The sequence below is a fragment of the Prevotella melaninogenica genome (assembly GCF_018127925.1).
GTDB classification, from domain to species: Bacteria; Bacteroidota; Bacteroidia; order Bacteroidales; family Bacteroidaceae; genus Prevotella; species Prevotella melaninogenica_C.
Map to the genome: position 1 here is coordinate 591,726 of NZ_CP072347.1, position 20,221 is coordinate 611,946.

At 43.7% G+C, this 20,221-nt stretch carries 16 protein-coding genes; 14 read left to right on the forward strand and 2 right to left on the reverse strand.

Features of this window, described 5'->3' with window-relative positions:
• Positions 1 to 20: 20 nt before the first annotated feature.
• Complete coding sequence (locus J4861_RS02190) at positions 21 to 680, reverse strand: hypothetical protein (protein ID WP_211816528.1); 660 nt, start codon at positions 678 to 680, stop codon at positions 21 to 23.
• Between the two features lie 477 nt (positions 681 to 1,157).
• Positions 1,158 to 3,110, reverse strand: a complete 1,953-nt coding sequence (locus J4861_RS02195; RefSeq protein WP_211816529.1) for a hypothetical protein — start codon at positions 3,108 to 3,110, stop codon at positions 1,158 to 1,160.
• Between the two features lie 832 nt (positions 3,111 to 3,942).
• On the opposite strand from J4861_RS02195, the gene J4861_RS02200 reads away from it, so the two are divergent.
• The 14 genes from J4861_RS02200 to J4861_RS02265 all read left to right on the forward strand — a co-directional run bounded on the left by J4861_RS02200 (position 3,943) and on the right by J4861_RS02265 (position 20,213).
• Positions 3,943 to 4,263 (forward strand): hypothetical protein, encoded by a 321-nt coding sequence (locus J4861_RS02200; protein WP_204868210.1) that lies wholly within the window; start codon positions 3,943 to 3,945, stop codon positions 4,261 to 4,263.
• Between the two features lie 132 nt (positions 4,264 to 4,395).
• Positions 4,396 to 6,513 (forward strand): TonB-dependent receptor, encoded by a 2,118-nt coding sequence (locus tag J4861_RS02205; protein WP_211816530.1) that lies wholly within the window; start codon positions 4,396 to 4,398, stop codon positions 6,511 to 6,513.
• A 17-nt stretch (positions 6,514 to 6,530) separates the two neighbouring features.
• Positions 6,531 to 8,171, forward strand: a complete 1,641-nt coding sequence (locus J4861_RS02210) for a hypothetical protein (protein WP_211816531.1) — start codon at positions 6,531 to 6,533, stop codon at positions 8,169 to 8,171.
• A 741-nt stretch (positions 8,172 to 8,912) separates the two neighbouring features.
• The gene (locus J4861_RS02215) at positions 8,913 to 9,506 is read left to right on the forward strand and encodes a TetR/AcrR family transcriptional regulator (RefSeq protein ID WP_211816532.1); all 594 of its coding nucleotides are present in this window, start codon (positions 8,913 to 8,915) and stop codon (positions 9,504 to 9,506) included.
• Between the two features lie 7 nt (positions 9,507 to 9,513).
• Positions 9,514 to 11,928, forward strand: a complete 2,415-nt coding sequence (locus J4861_RS02220; protein ID WP_211816533.1) for a TonB-dependent receptor — start codon at positions 9,514 to 9,516, stop codon at positions 11,926 to 11,928.
• A gap of 26 nt (positions 11,929 to 11,954) precedes the next feature.
• Positions 11,955 to 13,145, forward strand: a complete 1,191-nt coding sequence (locus tag J4861_RS02225) for a YncE family protein (protein ID WP_211816534.1) — start codon at positions 11,955 to 11,957, stop codon at positions 13,143 to 13,145.
• Between the two features lie 1,249 nt (positions 13,146 to 14,394).
• Positions 14,395 to 15,372 (forward strand): 6-phosphofructokinase, encoded by a 978-nt coding sequence (pfkA, locus tag J4861_RS02230; RefSeq protein WP_013265475.1) that lies wholly within the window; start codon positions 14,395 to 14,397, stop codon positions 15,370 to 15,372.
• A 63-nt stretch (positions 15,373 to 15,435) separates the two neighbouring features.
• A complete protein-coding gene (atpD, locus tag J4861_RS02235; protein ID WP_211816535.1) occupies positions 15,436 to 16,959 on the forward strand; it encodes a F0F1 ATP synthase subunit beta in 1,524 nt (507 codons plus the stop codon).
• A gap of 39 nt (positions 16,960 to 16,998) precedes the next feature.
• Entirely contained in the window at positions 16,999 to 17,238 is a 240-nt protein-coding gene (locus J4861_RS02240) for a F0F1 ATP synthase subunit delta/epsilon (RefSeq protein WP_004360672.1), read from the forward strand.
• 30 nt (positions 17,239 to 17,268) lie between these two features.
• Complete coding sequence (locus J4861_RS02245; protein WP_211816536.1) at positions 17,269 to 17,679, forward strand: hypothetical protein; 411 nt, start codon at positions 17,269 to 17,271, stop codon at positions 17,677 to 17,679.
• Positions 17,680 to 17,682: 3 nt separating this feature from the next.
• Complete coding sequence (atpB, locus tag J4861_RS02250; RefSeq protein ID WP_211816537.1) at positions 17,683 to 18,780, forward strand: F0F1 ATP synthase subunit A; 1,098 nt, start codon at positions 17,683 to 17,685, stop codon at positions 18,778 to 18,780.
• A gap of 85 nt (positions 18,781 to 18,865) precedes the next feature.
• A complete protein-coding gene (gene atpE / locus J4861_RS02255) occupies positions 18,866 to 19,105 on the forward strand; it encodes an ATP synthase F0 subunit C (RefSeq protein WP_204868217.1) in 240 nt (79 codons plus the stop codon).
• A 52-nt stretch (positions 19,106 to 19,157) separates the two neighbouring features.
• Positions 19,158 to 19,670: a F0F1 ATP synthase subunit B gene (gene atpF, locus J4861_RS02260; RefSeq protein ID WP_036923885.1), complete on the forward strand. Its 513-nt coding sequence runs from the start codon at positions 19,158 to 19,160 to the stop codon at positions 19,668 to 19,670.
• Positions 19,671 to 19,676: 6 nt separating this feature from the next.
• The gene (locus J4861_RS02265) at positions 19,677 to 20,213 is read left to right on the forward strand and encodes a F0F1 ATP synthase subunit delta (protein WP_211816538.1); all 537 of its coding nucleotides are present in this window, start codon (positions 19,677 to 19,679) and stop codon (positions 20,211 to 20,213) included.
• Positions 20,214 to 20,221 lie beyond the last annotated feature (8 nt).

The window sequence follows — 20,221 nt, forward strand, 5'->3', positions numbered from 1 at the left end:
TATTATATCTTTTTCGTTATTTATTCAGTCAGTGTATAGCCGAGTCGGGCGTTAAGGCGGTGGGCAAGTTGTTCTATCTTCTTCCTCCTTTCAGAATCTATTTCGTTGTCGCGAAGCTGTTCGATGACACGGAGAGGGGCAATGGTGTCGGTGGCCCATGGGTCTTCCTGTATTTCGGAAGGGCAGTAAAAAGCGATGACATTCAATGAATCGTAAACCTTGATAGAGTCGGGACTGCTGTAACTATAGATTGCTATTCTCTTTTCTGTTAGTCCGTTAATTTTATAAACACCTATTAAGTTGTTGTCAAAGAAGTCGTACTCTCGTCTTACGAGGTAATCACCGTCTTTGCAGAAGCAGGTCGCAGGGAGAAAGATATCGCCTCCTATGATTTGAAGGAAGATGGCAAGTAGCCAAAGTCCTATGCCTATCACTCCACTATAAAGGCGTATCACCACCTTCCTTTTGCTTTTCCGTGCTGCAATCATCAGTGCAATCGGTGACAGAAGAGCAGTCCAAATTGGTATGTAAGTCAGTCCCCAGCGCAGGTGTACGTCTTCGGGTAGCAGGATATAAATCAGTCCACAGAGAAATATTGCACCAAGGTGTAAGCCCATTGCAAGCGATAGTTCTTTGCGTTGAACAAAGTCTTTTATTCTATTCCATTGTGGTTTTTGCATATTGTTAAAGTTAGTTATGGGGCAAATTTACGTTTTTCTACATTAATAAGCAAGTGTTTGTTATGTTTTTTGTGGTTCTCACTATCTTTTCTTTTCTCATCCTCCGATATAGAAGAGCCTTTTCCCATACTCCTCCGAAGATGTGGATAACGCTTTGAAAAATCATTACATAAATTCAAATAAAACCCCTATAAATAAGGATAAAAACATATATAAAAAGTGTGTTTGTAACCAACAGGAAATCAGTTAGTTATAAAGTAGCGTCAGAAAAGGTGCTTACTTGGACTTCAAAAGGGCGTTAGTTAGACCTCAAAAGGGCACCTCTTGCAAGTCAATTGGGCGTTAATTGAAAGCTTAAAGACCATGTGTTGGTTGTAAAGAGTATGAAAAAAAATTACAAATCACTCCCCCTCCCTATGGGGGAGGGATCGGGAGAGGGGCTGCTTGGTGTTATTTTTTGGGGGGATAAGACTTCACTTATTTCTCAATCAGCGGTCGGAAGACTTGAGGAAACGTTCCGTGTTGCGCTTGTTGTTGAAGAAAAGCCTTTATATCTGAGAAGTTCTTGTATTTTTCTTCTTGGGAAATCATATCTTTAAAAATATCATAGCTCCACGGTGCAGGGTAGCTCCAAAGGAGGCTGATGTAACGAGGTTCACCGTAATGTGTCTTCTTTTTGGCTGCAGCTTGGCAGACGGTCTTTACATACCATTCAAAGTCTGGCTTATCCCACGCCTTAAGAAGCCAATAAGATTCGTTCGTCATTCGCCCATTCTTCTTCAGATCGCGCTTCAGAAACTTATTGATTCGAGCGATATCGTTCTTGTTCTTGTATCGAGCAAGGAACATCAAAACCTCGTCATTGCCTTTGTCAGCCTCTTTGATGATGGTTGGGTAATAGGATTTGAGTGGTTGGAGGTCATGAAGGAACCCTTTTTCATATCCATATTTTTTCATATAATCAAAGAACACTAAGCTGTCAATGGCTACTTGCTGTTGTGCTGGCAGGTCCTCATCTACGTTACGATAGTAGACGCTGAGAATAGAACGGTGGAAGGGAACTTTGAATTCTTCTTCAGAGCTGGATATATAGTTTACTTTTGTTGTGTCGTTTATAGCCTGTTTGAGAATGTTGAATATTTGCCCATTGGGTTTCTCCAACAGGATTTTGAATGCCCAAAGGCGTGTGATATGCGAAGGACTTGTTTGGGCAATCTCAGCCAATTGGTCGCTTGTAGCGTTGTAGCGCAATGAGTCAGCATAGTCAAATTGCATTAAACGATAACGATTAGAGAAACCTGCAGTCTCATCCTCAGAAAAGAAAGTCTCCTTGTTTAAGGCGTCAAGAGCCATTCTAAGTGTTTTAAGCGACTCTTCCGTTTGTGGTCTTCCACTTCTGACAGTACGTCTTTCCTTTAGATATCTGTCGTACAGCGGTTGGAAGATAGGAGGGATAGGTCCTTCCTTAGCATACTTTATAAAGTGTTCCTTTATTTCGTGAATGTTACTATATCTGTCTTTACCGGAAAGGATATTCTCGAGAAGTTGATAGCTCCAAGGCGCAGGATATTGCCAAAGAAGAGGGAAATACTCTCTTACACTAAAGTAATCTGGTTTACCAATAACGGCTTGACAAACGCTTTTTGCGTATTCTTCAAAGTCTGGTTTGCCCCATTCTTCGAGGATTTCACGGGTATCGTATGTCAGTCGCTTGTTCTCCTCAAAGTCAGCTTGCAGCAACTTACGGATGTGCTGTAAGTCGTTAAGATTCTTATATTTGATGAGCAATGGCAGGACTTCTACCTGTCCGTTGTTGGCAGCTTCGACTACTGCTGCATAGTATTTCTGTTTAGGTTTGAAGTGTTTGAGTATTCCATAGGAATATCCATAACGCTTCATATAGTCGAAGAAAGCTAAACTATCAATCGCCTCTTGCATTTCTGGTGTCTGACTATTCACTTGGTCAAAATAGTAGAGAGAGAAAGCTCTGAGGTTATAAGGTTCCTTGCTATAGAAACAATAACTCATCTGCTCAGTCTCTGTGGTGTCGTTGATAGCTGCTTTCAGGACATCATAGACTTGCTTGTGAGGTTTCTCTAACAAGATTCTGAAAGCCCAAAGACGTGTGGCAGGATTAGGATTTGTCTTAGCTATCTCGGCTAATTGGTCTGGTGTGGCGTGACGGCGCAGCCAATTAGCGTAGTCATATTGTTTAGAGCGATGATGTTCTGGACCGAGTACGTAGGTATCAGCAAAGATATTATACTTGTTTATGGAGTCGATGGCCATATGAATGCTATCTGGCATCTCGTGTACATCAGTCTTACCACTTCTGAAACTACTGCCAAGAAGTGTTATAGAGAGGAGCGTTGCGACAAGGCAAACAGGTTGTTTAAGGTTGAACTTTTTAATTCTTTGAACTGTGAGCATAGAACTTTGAACTTTGAGGTTTAAACATTAAACTTTATGATTAGCGACAACGATTTTCTCGAATAACACGAATCATTTGTTATTGTTAAAGTTAGTTATGTGGCAAATTTACGTTTTTCTACATTAATAAGCAAGTATTTGTTATTATTTTTGTTCTCACTATCTGTTTTTTTCTTATCCTCCGACACTGAAACCTTTTTCTTTTTGATACTCGAAAATCCAGCGATAAGGATTTGAAAAATCATTACATAAACTCAAGTAAGACAGCTATAAATAAGAATAAAAACACATATTAAAAGCAAGTCTGCAACCAACAGAATATCAATTAGTTATAAAGTAGTATCGGGAAAGGTGCCTAATTGGACTTCAAAAGGGCGTTAGTTAGACCTTAAAAGGGCACCTCTTGCAAGTCAATTAGGCATCTTTTAGAAGCCAAAAGAGCATGTATTGGTTTTGAGTTGTATGAAAATAGTTTACAAATATCAATATATGGAAATCAGTTGTTTGCAGAAGACGGATAGGTTTTATATCTATTTGCATTTTATCTTGTAGTTTATCCTCCTTTGTAAGACCAAGTCATTTGAGATATTAATACCCTACAAGCGTATAAATCTTTACCCTATCTCTACTCTATGAATTTAACAGACGAACCCCTCTTGTTTATAAAGTGATTGCAGAATAACTACTGGATAGTTTCTGTGTTAACGATGTTTAAAATCGCAAAAAATAAATAGGTTGTGGAGAAATACGTGCTGTTTTTTTCGTAATTTTATGCCCGAAATCATTTAAGGCATGTTTGATAATACATTTACATGCCGCATATTGGAAATAGATGAAGCAAAAGACAACGATAAAACTTATCTATGCGTGGACACTTCTTTTTGTGTTCACTTCTATGCTTTTGCTCAAAGATTTCCACTATCATAACACTTCTTATCACGGTTCAGACAAGGCTTCTGTAAGCCATAATGCTTCGTTGAAGCAGGTGTGTAGTACTTGTGACTTCACAATGCACGAGTCTGTCGAAGCTAAAGCAACAGTTTTTCAACCTGTTGTAGCGATAAGTTGGGTCCCAAAACGTATATTTACAGAACAAACTGTCTATCAGGTTGTTGTCTCAATCAATAGCCATTCGCCTCCGACAGTGGGCTAATCATCACCTTATTTATATGGGATAAGTGCGCACTGAGGTGTGCATGCAATTCCGTATGACAAACTTTTTGTAGGTTCTTTGCCCATTAAAAGGGAGCGAAAGAGCCGTCTATTGACATTTAATATTTAGTCTATGATGCTTAAATTAAAATTAGACAGGCATCAGTGGGCTGGTGTTTTGTTCGCATTGCTGTGTTGGTCTATGCCGTTAGCTGCACAGAATGAGAAAAGCACTAAGCCTGCTCATGATTCCATTTGCCTAAGTGAAGTTGTGGTTTCTACTCGTCGCCAGATGATGAGTGTAAACCAAATAGGCAGTCAAATCAATCAAACCGCCATTACAAATGCTATGGGACGCTCCTTGGGTTCGCTGCTTGAGGGAGTCAGTGGTATCAGTTCTATCCAGACAGGAACAATTGTTTCAAAGCCTGTGATACACGGAATGTATGGCAATCGCATACTCTTGGTGAGCAATGGTGCACGTCTGATGGGTCAGCAATGGGGTGCGGATCATGCCCCAGAAGTAGATAAAAACAGTTATAGTAACATCGAAGTGGTGAAAGGAGCAGATGCTGTAAGATATGGTTCTGAGGCACTTGGCGGTATAGTTCTTATGCAACCTTCCCCCTTACCTTATGACGTCAGTGGTCTTCACGGTATGGTAGCGGGACTTTATGGCACCAATGGCAGACGCTTCGGAGCCTCAGGTTATATTGAAAATAGCTTTAAGTGGCATGGCAACTGGGCGTGGCGTTTACATCTGAATACCGAGAATGGAGGCGACAGAAGTACGGCTCATTACCTGCTAAACAACACCGGAATGCGTGAAAACGACCTATCCCTCGCCTTAGGTTATAGGCGTGGGGCTTGGCGATTAGAGACAGGTTATAGTCTGTTTGCACAGAAATTGGGTGTTATGCAGAGTGCTCAGATGGGTAACGAACAGCTGTTACAAGAGCGTATCCGCCTCGGTCAGCCTGTCGACTTCACACCTTTCAGTCGGCATATAGACTATCCTTTTCAGCAGATAACTCATCATAATGTCTATTTCAAGGCGTTTTTTGATCACGAAAAGATAGGACATTTTGCTTTTCAATCAACCTTCCAGCAGGACAATCGACGCGAAAACCGCATCCGACGTCTGAACCATTCGGACATTCCTACCGTCAGTTTGCACTTGAATTCGTTGCAGAACTCACTCGTTTGGAACAAGGGTTATCAGCATTGGAAGAGTGAAGCAGGAGCGCAACTGCTGATAACTGATAACACGAACGAGCGTGGAACGGGTGTTGTTCCTATCATTCCGAATTACACGGAGGTAGCTTTCGGACTCTATGCGTTGCAGAAATATACTGCTGATCGATGGGGAATGGAGGCTGGAGTACGCTTTGATGGGCAGCAAACAAAGGCTGACGGCTATGATTGGACAGGGCGAAGATATGGCGGAAAGCGTGACTTCACGAACTTTACTTACAGTCTTGGCGGTCATTACCACATCAATAAACAACTGAAATTGACCTCTCATTTCGGTGTGGCTTGGCGTGCCCCACACGTCTATGAACTGTATAGTAATGGTAATGAACTTAGTTCTGGCATCTTTGTGAAAGGCGATTCAACCCTCCTTTCAGAGCAGAGTTACAAGTGGATAACCTCATTGAAATATGCAAGTAAGTACTTTGATGTTCAGCTCGATGGCTACCTTCAGTGGATTAATAACTACATCTTCGACCAGCCAACAGGACGGAATATCACGGTTGTATCAGGTGCTTATCCTGTATTCCAGTACAGACAGACACGTGCTTTCTTCCAAGGTGTCGACTTAGATGCCCACGTTCGACCAGTATCATCGCTTGATTATCATCTTGTTACGGCAATGATTTGGGCACGTGAGATGCCTTCTCACGCTTATCTACCTTATATTCCGAGCTTCCGTCTGACCCATTCACTGACGTGGTCGCTGCCTTTCTTCAAGGCATTCTCACCTAAGTTAGGACTCACTCATCGCTTTGTGGCGAAGCAAACACGCTTCAATCCTGCTACAGACCTTATCGCCAACAGTCCTGATTCCTATCATCTTATGGGCTTTGAACTTAGCTTTTCGGTGCCTATGCGTGAGGGACAGTCGCTTCGTGTAGGACTGATGGGCGACAATATCCTTAATCGTGAGTACAAAGAATACACTAACCGCAGCCGCTACTATGCCCACGATATGGGTCGTGACGTGCGTTGTATGATTACATGGAACTTCTAATAAAAAAGATAAAAACGATGAAAACAAAGAGATTTATAAATGGTCTTGTACTTGCTTTCAGTGCAGTAATGACCATGTTGTTCGTGGGTTGTAACCCAGAACAGCCAGAGAATGAGAAAGAAAACAAACTCCATGAAGACCCTGTTCGGGCTGTCTTTACACTGCAGGAAGGAACACTCAACAATGCTTCTGCCTTTGATAATACGCCAAAGATGGCTAATTTCAAAGCCGCTTCTTCACCTGCTCAAGTGATAGAGTGGGAGACAACGGCTGGTCAGGGCTGGCATGTGACGAGCGAAACAAAGTCGTTCAATGTAAAGAATAGTGTAGACAACCCTTCTGTTGTCTATCTTTTGAAGATGGAGTATTATAATGCAAAGGGAGAAATGATGAACAGTCAGTTCTACAACCTCGGTCAGGACAAGATTCATCAGCACTTCTTCTCAATGTTCAAGCAGGTGATGTATGAGGGACAGATGAGCTCTGTGCGTGTCACAAACAAAGCAGAACTGCCTTACGACTACCGCTATATAGACGAGTTGAACGGCACTTTCATTGGCGACACGAACCCTATGGGCTTCCAAGGTCTTATCAAGTTCGTGAAGCCTGGACGTGAGTTTACCCTCTCTGTCGACCTGCTCCACGCTGCTGGAAGTAAGTTTGGTGACGATGGAAAGGCCTCTCCTTTCTACAATCCAACTGGAAAGTTGCTTAGCACTGGACTTTGGGATATCAACGTTAAACTGCCTATCGTGATTGATGGGCAGTCAACTGAGGAGAGTACTACCGACCCTTCACTTATCAATCCTGCAAAGGCTGTGATTGAAATCTATAACGGCCACCTGCATGGAGAAAAGCAATTTCATCAGAACCCAACACCAAAAGAATTGAAGTATATCGGACGTAACTATAAGCTTACCTATACTTTGGAGAATGGAAAGTGGGTGGCTGATCCAAAGAATGATAAGAGTGTGAACCTTATGGGAAGTAGTCAGGGGTATTATGTGTCGGCTTTTGTCATTCACTATTACGACAAGGCAGGCAACGAAATTACCTCTCAAATCGTCAATAATGGCGAAGACAGTCACTATCAGCACTTCTTTATGGTAGACGATATTCGCCCTTCTTATGGCGGAAAGAAGGAGGCTACCGATGTCAATTCTACTGACTTCTTTAAGTATGTCTACTGTGATACAGACCCATGGAATAAGACAAACAAGTTTGATGGTGCTAAATTCCTTAAAGATAATAATCCTATCGGACATAAAGGATACTTCGAATTCTTGCGTACACATAAGCAATTTAACCTCGAAATTCGCCTGATGCGCGCTCATAACTCTAAGTTGACCAATGGCAAAGCAAGCAGTTTCTGTGCGCCAACCGAACGCCAGTTGAAGGAAGAAGCATGGCTACCAACCATCGTTGTGCCGATGAATATCTATATGGACAGTGATGAGCGCGAACTGGATTCAAAGGTTTTTGATACTGATTTAGATAAGTTAAGCAACGATGCAAAGGACTATTCAGAGAGCAACTTGGTGTCAATTCGTTCGCTGATGGATGCCTTTGGAATAACCGATATCAAGACTGCTGTCCTCGATTTCTGGTGGAATTTCCACGGAGATAGCAAGCACAGCGATGCTGGTTTCTGGTTCTAATCGCAAGAATTAAAGACTTATTCCTTCCTCTTTTAATATCGAGAGAGGAGGAAATAATAGGGGAGACAGAAAGTATTTACATGCTTTCTGTCTCCCTTATTTCTGTATCATTGTAAAAATATTTCATATCTTCGGTTTCAAAACATCATCTTTTGGCTCCGAAAAGACGCCCTTTTGGCTTGCAAAAGATGCCCTTTAAGCCCCTTACTAACGCCCTTTTGAACCCTTGTTAACGCCCTTTTGAAAACCTCTTTTGCAACTACTTGAAAGCGAGAGTGTTATGACGATGGTTGAAATGCTCGTTTTTAGTCTTTTACCCCATCTTTTTTCTTGCTATTTTGTAACAATATTTCATAACGTTGTGCGGATGAATTTTCTCATTGAGGGCACAGATTTACGGTGATATGATATTGTTTCCTAACAACTTTTATTTTCTTATCGGCATCTTGTCTGTCCTTGTAACTTGACGTAGCCTGCTACGTCTGCGCCTAAAAGACAAATAATCTGCTCGATGATAAAACAAAATATGTTTAGGCTCTAATAATCGATTTGGGTTAAAATACCTATTAGTAAGTATTGACAAGACGGAAATCTTCGCCTATCTTTGCAGCAAAAATCGACAGAATGGAGAAACGATTAGTATGCCATAGAACGTCAAGTGGAAGAAAGCGTATTGCAGGTTGAATGCAATACGCTTTTTTTTATGAACAAAATAAAACATTGTCCGTTAATAAGATAATAATGAAAACATTAAAAGAAGATGTGCGGAGTAGGATTGTTACGGCTGCCCGCAGTGAATTTATTAAGTATGGATATAGGAAGACCTCGATGCGAACAATCTCGGCTAAGTCTGGTGTTGTGCTGGGGAATATATATAATTATTTTAAGACAAAGGACGATATCTTCTGTGTTGTCCTTCGTCCGTTGCTCTCTGTGATAGGCGAGCGTATGACGGTGTACAGCAAGGGTGAGCACGAGGAAAAGTGTCTTGATTTCTCCCGACAACGGCAGAAGGATTTTTTAAAGGAAATGCTTCGTATCATTTTCTTATATAAGGAAGAACTGAGACTGCTGCTCTTTGAGTCGCAGGGTACCTCCTTAGAGAATTTCCGTGAGGCCTTTATCGACGAACAAGTAGCGATAAGCAGGGCCTACATGGAGCAGGTGGAGACGAGTGTGTCGCCCCTCTTCTTTCGTATCAGCGCCTCTACATGGCTGACAATCATCGGTGAGATTGTGTCAAGACCCGACCTTCAGCAGGAGGAGGTGAGGCAGGCTCTGACCGAATATATACGCTACAACACGGCAGGGTGGCAAGAACTCATAAAACAATAAGTTAGGTATGAAGAGATTAATCCTTATTACAATGTTATGTCTGTGCCCTCTGCTTGTGGCGGCCCAACGGCTGTTAAGGGGTAAGATAGTGGAGAAAGAAACGTCGACTCCTATCTGTGGAGCGTGCATAGCAGTTAAGGGAACGAAGCAGAAGGTGCTCTCTGACAAGACAGGCGGTTATGAACTGACGATTACCGCAGCGGGTGCCTATACGATAGAGGTGTCGGCAGTAGGCTTCAAACGGCTGAGGGAGGTCGTTGCGGCGGGTGGTGATGTGACAAGAGACTACTATCTCGAACCCTCATCGACCTCGCTTCGCGAGGTTGTCGTGCGGAGTTCAGTGCAGAGTGCAGAGATAAACCAGATACGACAAAGCCCTATGGCTGTGACAGTTGTGGATGGTGCGAAACTGAGAGGACGGTCGAGTAGCATTGAGGAGATACTGACGAGGACATCAGGAATTAAGGTTCGGAAGGCAGGTGGACTGGGTAGTGCATCGCGCATCTCGGTTCATGGCTTAGAAGGGAAGCGTGTGGCGGTATATATCGATGGGTTCCCACTGAACAGTCCCGACGGTTCGTTCGATATTAACGACATCCCGATAGACGTCATCAAGTATATCGAGGTGTATAAAGGGATTGTTCCTGCGGAGTATGGGGGAGATGGTTTAGGAGGTGCCATCAACATCGTCACGCGAGAAGATGAGTGCGACTTGGTGGGCTTCACACAAGAACTGGCATCCTTTGGGACGGTGAAGACACTCGTAAGTGGACAAAAACTCTTTAGCCGACCGGGGATATTATTTAACGTGGCATTCTTTAAGAATAAGTCGAAAAACGACTATATGATGTCGTGGCCAGTGTTCGAGACCAATCTGCCTGCGTCGGCATATAGAAAGGTGAGACGTAGGAACGACTATTACGAAGCCAATTTTTATCATGTTGGGTTAGGGTTTAGGAAACTTTACTTTGATAAGTTCGACTTAGAATGTGCCTTTTATCAGAACAAGAAGGGGATACAGTCGCTTAATTTCGACGCTCGTCATGCCTATACAAAAGGGATAAATATCATGCCAAACCTCGTGTTGGAGAAACAAGACTTCCTCGTTAAAGGACTGGATATGAAGTACACTATGGTCACTCCTATCATCCGCTCGAATATGACAGACACCGCCACTACGAGGAGACAGTGGGACGGAACAATCACACAAGCCGTAGGAGAGACGGACGACAATCTTTTTAACGAGTCGCATGATCGGCAGTTTGAGGTGAGGAGTAAGTTTAACTTGAAATATACACGGGGTCGGCACACGCTTAATCTCAATGACCAATACGCCTACTCGGCTTATACTCCTAAGGACGAACGCATGAAAGGCTATCTTGGCTTTGACCCCAGTGCCTATCCAAGTAGGATGACTGCTAACAACATCGGGCTCAGTCATCTGTTTGTCTCGGATAATCGTCGACTACAAAACTCATTGACAATCAGCATATACTACCTTAATTCAAGGGTTTACAGAACCAGTGACGCACTGGCGAAAGGGCAGGCAACAGACGAGTTAGCACCGAAGCAGACCCGTGTGGAACGGGCGTATTATGGATTCAGTGAGGGCTTCAGCTATGAACTGTGGAAGGATGTGCGGGCGAAGCTGTCGTTCTCGCATAACGTGAGGATACCCGATACGGGCGAACTCTTTGGTAATGGGGTAAGCATCAAACCGTCGGTCAACCTGCAGCCAGAGGTGGGGAATAATCTGAATCTTGGTTTCATCGTCGATAGAAGAGGACTGTGCGGACTCGTGAGGGTGCAGTGGGAGACGAATTTCTACTATATGATGATGAAGAACATGATAAGACTCTTCCCTGCTGACACACGTTCTATCTATACAAACTTAGGGAAGACAAGGACCATTGGAATGGACACCGACGTGAAGGTGGACGTCACACGCAATGTCTATCTCTACTTTAATCTGACCTTACAGGATATCCGAGACAGGCAAAGATGGTTTAATGACGAACAAGGAACGAGCAACCCTACCTATAATAAGCACGTCCCTAACATCCCTGCCTTTTACTATAACTATGGCATGGAGTACCATGCAGAGGGCTTGATAGGCCGCCGTGAGCTGTCGAGAGTCTATATCGACGTGTCGCATGTGGGCGAGTTTGACTGGGGGTGGCAGATGAGTTCGCTTGCAGAGGAGCGTAGGAAATGGCGTATCCCATCCAATGATGTCTTCACGATAGGCCTCCAACAGTCTTTATGGCATAATAATATGTCACTGAGCCTTGAGTTAGAAAACGTCTTCAACAAGGAGAACTACATGGAATTTAAGATGCCTCTGCCCAGAAGAACATTAAAGGCAAAACTACGCTTCAACCTGTTCAGAGACAAACTGGCAGGTGGGGCAATGAGCTTATAATTATTAACTTCTTTAATCAAAACACAATGAAACATTATTTCTTAACTGCAGCAATCATGCTGCTAACGACCGTCGGACTACTATCTTGCGACAAAGACTCACCTGACACACCGCCTGCACCGGCAAAGACGGAGATGGGCTTCGTCCATAGTGTTAACATCGGAGACAATACATACGTAAGTGTTTTCAAAGACATGAACGTTGGCTCGCTCAATACCGATAATGCGCTGGTTATGCCGAAGGGTGCTTTTTCCTTCGTATATAAGGGGAAAGTGTATATAACCGACACCGAACACATCTATAAATATGCCCAGAAAGAGGGAAAGTTAGTGCAGGAGGGGAATACTATCCTACTCCCAAGTGGGGCTGCAGCAATGTACATCACCTTCGCTTCCGACCATAAGGCATACGTCTCTTGTTCTGGTTTAGGAAAGGTAATCATCATCAATCCTACCACAATGGAGAAGGTTGGAGAGATTGACTTGGCGGAGTATTCCTTGGGGAAAGCCGCTGGTGACAATAATCCAGAGCCTGCCGCATCTATCATAAGAGACGGAATACTCTATGTGGCACTTAGTCAGATGAAGTCTACCTACACCTGTGAGGCGGGTGCTTACGTGGCTTTGATTGACACAAAAACCGATAAACCTATCAAAGTCGTTAGTGATCCTCGTGTCTCAATGGCCTCTGGTGAGTCGCCAGCTGGCGATCCTTTCATCGATGAGAAGGGTGATATCTACTTTTACTGTGTAGCGATGTTCGGCTATCAACCTGGTGTCAAGGAGGGATTTCTGCGTATTAAGAAAGGTCAGACTGACTTTGATAAATCCTACTGCTTCACCCTTGCGGATGTTGACTTAGTAGGAGTCAAAGGCAATAAAACCTCGTATGCTTATATGAAGGTGTATGGCGGCAACGGAAAGGTGTATGCTTACCTGAACATCCCAGGGGCTGCAAGCAATCCACCAGACTATGTCCACGATAAATGCTTCCAACCTTTCGAGATTAATCTCTACAATAAGAGCTGTACAAAGTTGGACCTCTCTGCCACAGCTGGGTGGGCTGCAACCCTCTGTAAGTCGGGTAATGACATCATCTTCGGTATGTCCACCGACCAAGGTATGGGCTATTCCGTCTATCATCCAGCCACTGCCACCTACGAGACCCTCAAGGTAAAAACCTCTGGTGCACCATATGCAGTGCATGAGTTGAGGTAGTTTGTGTACATATCGAATCCACAGAAAGAGTAGTAGTCCCTTCCCTTGAGAGTGTATCATTTTTGATATACCCTCAAGGGAAGGGACCGCTTGGTGGTTGCTGGTGGTTCTAAACGAGAAAAATAATAGCTTATCCCTACCGCTCTTGATGTCGATAGGGGAGGAAATAATAGGGGAGACAGAAAGTATTTACACGCTTTCTGTCTTCTTTATTTCTGTTTTATTGTAAAAATATTTCATATCTTCGGTTTCAATATATGCTCTTTTGGCTCCGAAAAGACGCCCTTTAAGCCCCTTACTAACGCCCTTTTGAACCCTTACTAAGCACCTTTTGAAACTCTGTTTTGCAACTGATTGATAATAAGAAACTTACAGGGACGCTGAAAAGGTGCGTTTTTAACCACCTTTTCTGCCTTTTTATGTAATAATATGTAAGGATATTTCGTAAGAAGGACCTCCCCCAACCCCTCCGAAGGAGGGGAGTTGCCTAACGGAGAAAGATTCCATGAGTAATTTATGGGTCTTCAGCAATTTGGAGTGATATCTTTTGAGATCAGAACTTTGATGTATTGTCACACAGAGCAAAGGAGAACACAGAGGTTTTATATAGCAGAAATCGTTAGACACAGAGGCACCGTTGGTGCGTGGAGAAACAGAGGATATTTGCGAGTTTTTATTAATGTTTTTTGTCTACTTCATTACAAAACTGTGGTTTGCAAGATTTCTTAAAACGTTTATTACCAAAGTTATCAGCAACACGTACACTACAGCTCTGTCGCTCTTTGTGCCTTCGGCACCTCCGTGCTATTGTCTTTTATGCTTTCACCTCCGTGCTCTCCCTCTCTCTGTGTGCCTTTTATTTTATATGTAGTAGGCTTACTTTATCACTCCATATTTCGGAAGAACCTAATTTATTGTTATGTCTGTTGCTCCACACATCGATAGTGCCTTCATGGCTTTTGTGTCCCTTCAAAAATTTGGATTGATCATTGTCTCCGTCCCTCCTCTCTCTCTCTTTGCCTTATTGTTACATATTGTGGACTAATGAACGATTAGGGTTTAATAATCTTCCCTGTTCTCCTTTTCTCTGTGTGACCTTTTAAAGTTCATAGATAAGTAGTGAAAGTTCGCAGATTTAAGATATTTTTTTTAAGATATGGGTAACTTTTCTGATTGTACTTTGCGTTTGTGCTATTTATTTGTTATCTTTGCGCTTGGATTTAATTTAAAAAGAGTTCTAAGACTATATATGGGCAAAATAAAGACAATAGGTATTCTGACTTCTGGCGGTGACGCCCCTGGAATGAACGCAGCAATACGTGCTGTGACCAGAGCCGGCATCTATAATGGTTTTGAAATCAAAGGTGTCTATCGTGGTTATGAGGGATTGATTACGGATGACATTAAGCCTTTTACCACTGAGAATGTTAGTGGTATTATCGGTCAGGGCGGTACAATCCTCAAGACGGCACGCTCAAAAGGTTTTAAAACGATGGAAGGACGTCAGCAGGCATACGATAACCTTGTCAAGGAGGGTATTGATGCGTTAGTTGTCATTGGTGGTAATGGCTCGTTGACGGGTGCGATGATGTTTGCACAGGAGTTTGATTTCTGTTGCATCGGTCTGCCAGGTACGATAGATAATGACCTCTATGGTACGGACAGCACCATCGGTTATGACACGACGATGAACACAATTATGGAGTGTGTCGACCGTATTCGTGATACCGCTCAGAGCCATGAACGCATCTTCTTTGTAGAGGTGATGGGACGTGATGCTGGTTTCCTTGCACAGAACTCGGCTATTGCCAGCGGTGCAGAAGCAGCGATTATTCCAGAAGACTCTACTAACGTCGACCAGTTGGGTCGCTTCATGGAACGTGGTATTCGTAAGTCTAAGAGAAGTTGTATCGTCATTGTCTCTGAGAGTCCTAAGTGTGGAGCTATGTATTATGCTGACCGTGTACGCAAGGAGTTCCCTGACTATGACGTACGTGTGTCAATTCTTGGTCACTTGCAGCGTGGTGGCCGCCCTTCAGCACGCGACCGTATCCTTGCAAGTAGTACGGGTGTTGGTGCTATTGAGGCCATTATGCAGGGACAACGTAATATTATGGTAGGTGTAAGAAACAATGAGGTGGTTTATGTTCCATTGTCTGAGGCAATCCGTTCAGATAAGCCTTTCGACAAGAAACTTATTAAGGTTCTCGACGAGTTGAGTATCTAAGAGGGGGCTTTCCACCTTATTTATATATAGAGGAAATAATAATAAAAAACAACAAAGATATTTATGTCACAGATTAATGGGCGCATCTCCCAGATTATCGGTCCAGTTATCGATGTCTACTTTGATACCAAGGGAGAGAATCCTGAGAAGGTTCTGCCAAAGATTCATGATGCCCTACGCGTAAAACGTGCGAATGGGCAGGATTTGATTATCGAGGTACAGCAGCATATTGGTGAAGACACCGTGCGCTGTGTGGCTATGGATAATACGGATGGTCTGCAGCGTAACCTTGAGGTTGTGCCAACAGGCAGTCCTATCGTTATGCCAGCTGGTGACCAGATTAAGGGTCGTATGATGAACGTTATCGGTCAGCCTATCGACGGTATGGAGGCACTGAGTATGGAAGGTGCTTATCCTATCCACCGCGAGGCGCCAAAGTTTGAAGACCTCTCTACGCATAAGGAGATGCTTCAGACGGGTATTAAGGTCATCGACTTGCTTGAGCCTTATATGAAGGGTGGTAAGATTGGACTCTTTGGTGGTGCCGGTGTAGGTAAGACGGTGCTTATCATGGAGCTGATTAACAACATCGCTAAGGGTCACAATGGTTACTCTGTATTTGCCGGTGTAGGTGAACGTACACGTGAGGGTAACGACTTGATTCGCGATATGTTGGAGTCAGGTGTTATCCGTTATGGTGAGAAGTTCCGCAAGGCAATGTATGAAGGCAAGTGGGACCTTTCGCTTGTTGATCAGGAAGAATTGCAGAAGTCACAGGCAACACTTGTCTATGGACAGATGAATGAGCCACCAGGGGCACGTGCATCAGTGGCACTCTCTGGTCTGACCGTTGCTGAGGAGTTCCGCGATCACGGAGGTAAGAATGGTGAGGCGGCGGATATCATGTTCTTCATCGATAACATCTTCCGTTTCACGCAGGCTGGTTCTGAGGTATCAGCGTTGTTGGGTCGTATGCCATCAGCTGTAGGTTATCAGCCTACTTTGGCAAGTGAGATGGGTACGATGCAGGAGCGTATTACTTCTACAAAGCATGGTTCAATTACTTCAGTACAGGCGGTTTACGTGCCTGCTGACGACTTGACCGACCCTGCTCCAGCTACTACCTTTACCCACTTGGATGCAACAACAGAGTTGAGCCGTAAGATTACCGAGCTTGGTATCTATCCTGCGGTAGACCCATTGGGTAGTACCTCACGTATCCTTGACCCACTGATCGTTGGTAAGGACCACTATGAGTGTGCGCAGAGAGTAAAGCAGTTGCTACAGCACTATAATGAATTGCAGGATATCATCGCCATCTTGGGTATGGACGAGTTGTCAGACGAGGATAAGTTGGTTGTGAACCGCGCTCGTCGTGTACAGCGTTTCCTCTCTCAGCCATTTACTGTTGCTGAGCAGTTCACTGGTGTTAAGGGTGTTATGGTACCAATCGAGGAGACCATCAAGGGCTTCAACGCTATCTTGAATGGTGAGGTTGACGACCTCCCAGAGCAGGCGTTCTTGAACGTTGGTACGATAGAGGATGTCAAGGAGAAGGCTAAGCGTCTTTTGGAGGCTACTAAGTAATCATCTTCTTGCACAAACTGAATAATAATTGAATTGTCTATGTTGACACTTAGAATAGTTTCTCCCGAAAGGATTGTCTTTACAGGTGAGGTGGATAGTGTGCTGGTTCCTGGTACAGTGGGACCATTTGAGATTCTCAATAATCATGCGCCTATCATCTCTACACTCGTTGAAGGCAAGGTAGCTTACAGCGTAAAAGGTGATACAAAGGAACTTCATATCGTTGGCGGATTCGTTGAGGTGAAGAAGAACTTGGTCAGTCTTTGCGTAGAAATCTAAAAGATATAACCGACAGACAGCTGAATACGGATGATGAATGTTAACAAGGTGTATAAGAAGTACTATAAGAATAACTTGTGGATTATCGCAGGTCTTTATCTTATTGGCTTACTCGTTGTGCAGCTAACGCAGCAAACGGCTTATATCAATTTGCTGACTATCAGTGCTGTTTACTCGCTTATCACCTCTTCTATCTATGGAGGAGCATGGAAAGCGATAGCCAGTCAGTCGCCCACGGTTATGAATAACTTTTATCTTGCGGGCTCTGGTTTTCGTATGCTGTTGGCATTCTTGACTGTTGTCGTTTATGCAATGGTGGTGAAAGAACGCGCAATGGTAATCGGCTTTGTCGTTATCTTTATGATATTCTATCTTGTGCTGTTGGCATTCGATACCGTCTATTTTTACAAAGTGGAAAAGAACAATAAAATTAATAATTAACGAATGAAATATCTCAAGCATCTGATTTGTATGGTGATGATGCTCTTCCTGCTTCTGCCTGGTGTTGCTGCATCAGAGAGTAAAGGGGAGGGTGTTAACCTGCAGGAGATATTGTGGGGACATATCAAGGACTCATACGAGTGGCATGTAACCAATATCGGGGATAAGCCTATCATCATCAACCTGCCAGTCATTGTGAAGACATCAAATGGCTGGTACACGGGTTGGGCTGAAGACTTCGCTGAGGAACCATTAGAAGAAGGTCCACATGCGGGCTATCGTCCTTGTAAGAACAACCCAGACCTATTCATTGCAACGAAGGGGAACTACGAAGGTCGTATCGTTGAGTTGCAGAAGGATGGCACAGAAGTGCGCCCTCTCGACCTCTCTATCACAAAGACGGTGTGTGTACTCTTCATTGATGCCATCATTCTCTTGCTGTGTATCTTGATTCCAGCACGCTGGTGTCGTCGCCATAAGGTTACCGATAAGGCACCAAAAGGCTTCACTGGTTTGATGCATATGTTTGTGATGTATGTCTATGATGAGGTTATTAAACCGATATTAGGTAAGGACTCAGAGAAGTATGCACCTTATCTTCTGACGTGTTTCTTCTTCATTTTTGTGGCTAATGTCATGGGTATTGTGCCATTCCCACCAGGAGGTGGTAACCTTACGGGTAATATAACCATCACCTTCTTCTTGGCTATTTGTACGTTCTTAGTAACCAACTTCTCCGGAACAAAGCATTATTGGAAAGATATCTTTTGGCCAGACGTACCCGCATGGTTGAAAGTTCCAGTGCCATTGATGCCTGTGATAGAGATATTTGGTATCTTCATAAAACCTTTCGCATTGATGGTGCGTCTCTTTGCCAATATGATGGTAGGACATGCTATTGCGTTAGCTTTAACCTGTATCATCTTCATCGTGGCAACGATGGGTGTTGTCCTAAGTTCTTTCATGACGATTGTGAGTGTGGAAATGAGTATCTTCATGATGCTTTTGGAGATTCTGGTTTGCTTTATTCAAGCTTTAGTATTCACGATGTTGAGTGCTGTGTTTATCTCTTTGGCACGTGTTCATGAGGCAGAAGGATAAGAAGGAGTGAAGGAGATAAATACTTCTCATCCCCCTATTAATAGATAAGAAATAAAAAATAATTAATAATTAAAAGAAAGAAACTATGTTGACATCATTGTTATTAGCAGCAGAAACTGCAAAGTTAGGCGCCGCTATCGGTGCAGGTATCGCAGCCGTAGGCGCAGGTCTTGGTATTGGTCGTATCGGTGGTCAGGCTATGGACGCTATGGCTCGCCAGCCAGAGAAGATCGGTGAACTTCGTTCTGCTATGATTATTGCAGCCGGATTGGTTGAGGGTGTTGCCTTCTTCGCTGCAATTATCGCTCTCCTCTGTGTATTCTAAACTACTCAGAGAATTATTAAACAAATTGGTAAGAAAAGTAATTTAGCAGCTTATGTCATTATTATTGCCAGATAGTGGCTTACTCTTTTGGATGACCCTTGTCTTCTTAGTGGTCTTCTTCATCTTATGGAAGTGGGGATTCCCTTCTATCATCAAGATGGTGAACGAGCGCAAGGAGTACATTGACGAGAGTCTTGCAAAGGCAGAAGAAGCCAACTTGAGGCTTGCCAACATTCAGAAACAAGGTGAGGAGCTGCTTATGGAGGCACGTGAGAAACAGGCGCAAATCCTTAGAGAGGCGTCTGAGACACGTGACACCATAGTCGGACAGGCACAGGAAAAGGCACGCGACGAGAGTGCTCGTATCCTTTCTGAAGCCAAGGCAGAGATTGAAAGTCAGAAGCAGGCTGCCATCCGCGACATCCGTTCGCAGGTTGCAGAGCTTTCTGTGCAGATTGCTGAGAAGATTCTGCATAAGGAACTGTCTGGTTCAGCCGAGCAAACTCAGCTTATCAACAGCTTATTGGATGAAGTTGCTTCTTCTAACGGAACAGAAAGTAAATAATCGCTTATGAATACAGGTGTAATATCGGTTCGCTATGCTCGTGCGCTGTTGAAGGCTGCCTGTGAGCAAGGTATCGAAGACAAGGTGTATGCTATTATGCAAACACTTGCCCAGAATTACCTTCAGGTGCCCGAACTCCGCATGACGATTGAAAGCCCGATGCTTCCGAAGGACAAGAAGCGCAAGCTATTGGAAGTAGCCTGTGGCGACGACTGTCCTGAGCTTGTTGGTAACTTCCTTTCCCTTGTCTTGAAGGGAGATAGAGAGGAGTTGCTACAGCTTATGGCGAATGACTATGTCGCTCTGTATCGTAAGCAGAAGAACATCATTCGCGGAAAGGTCATTACAGCCTCGCCTGTCTCTTCCCAGACGGAAGACAAGATGAAAGCACTGGTACAATCCAGAGCACAGGGAACCGTTGAGTTCAACACTGAGGTTGACCCTTCACTCATAGGTGGCTTTATTCTTGAGTATGATACTTACAGAATGGACACCAGCGTGAAGAGCAAACTGAATGCTATCCTCACACAATTAAAAAAGTAATTAGATTA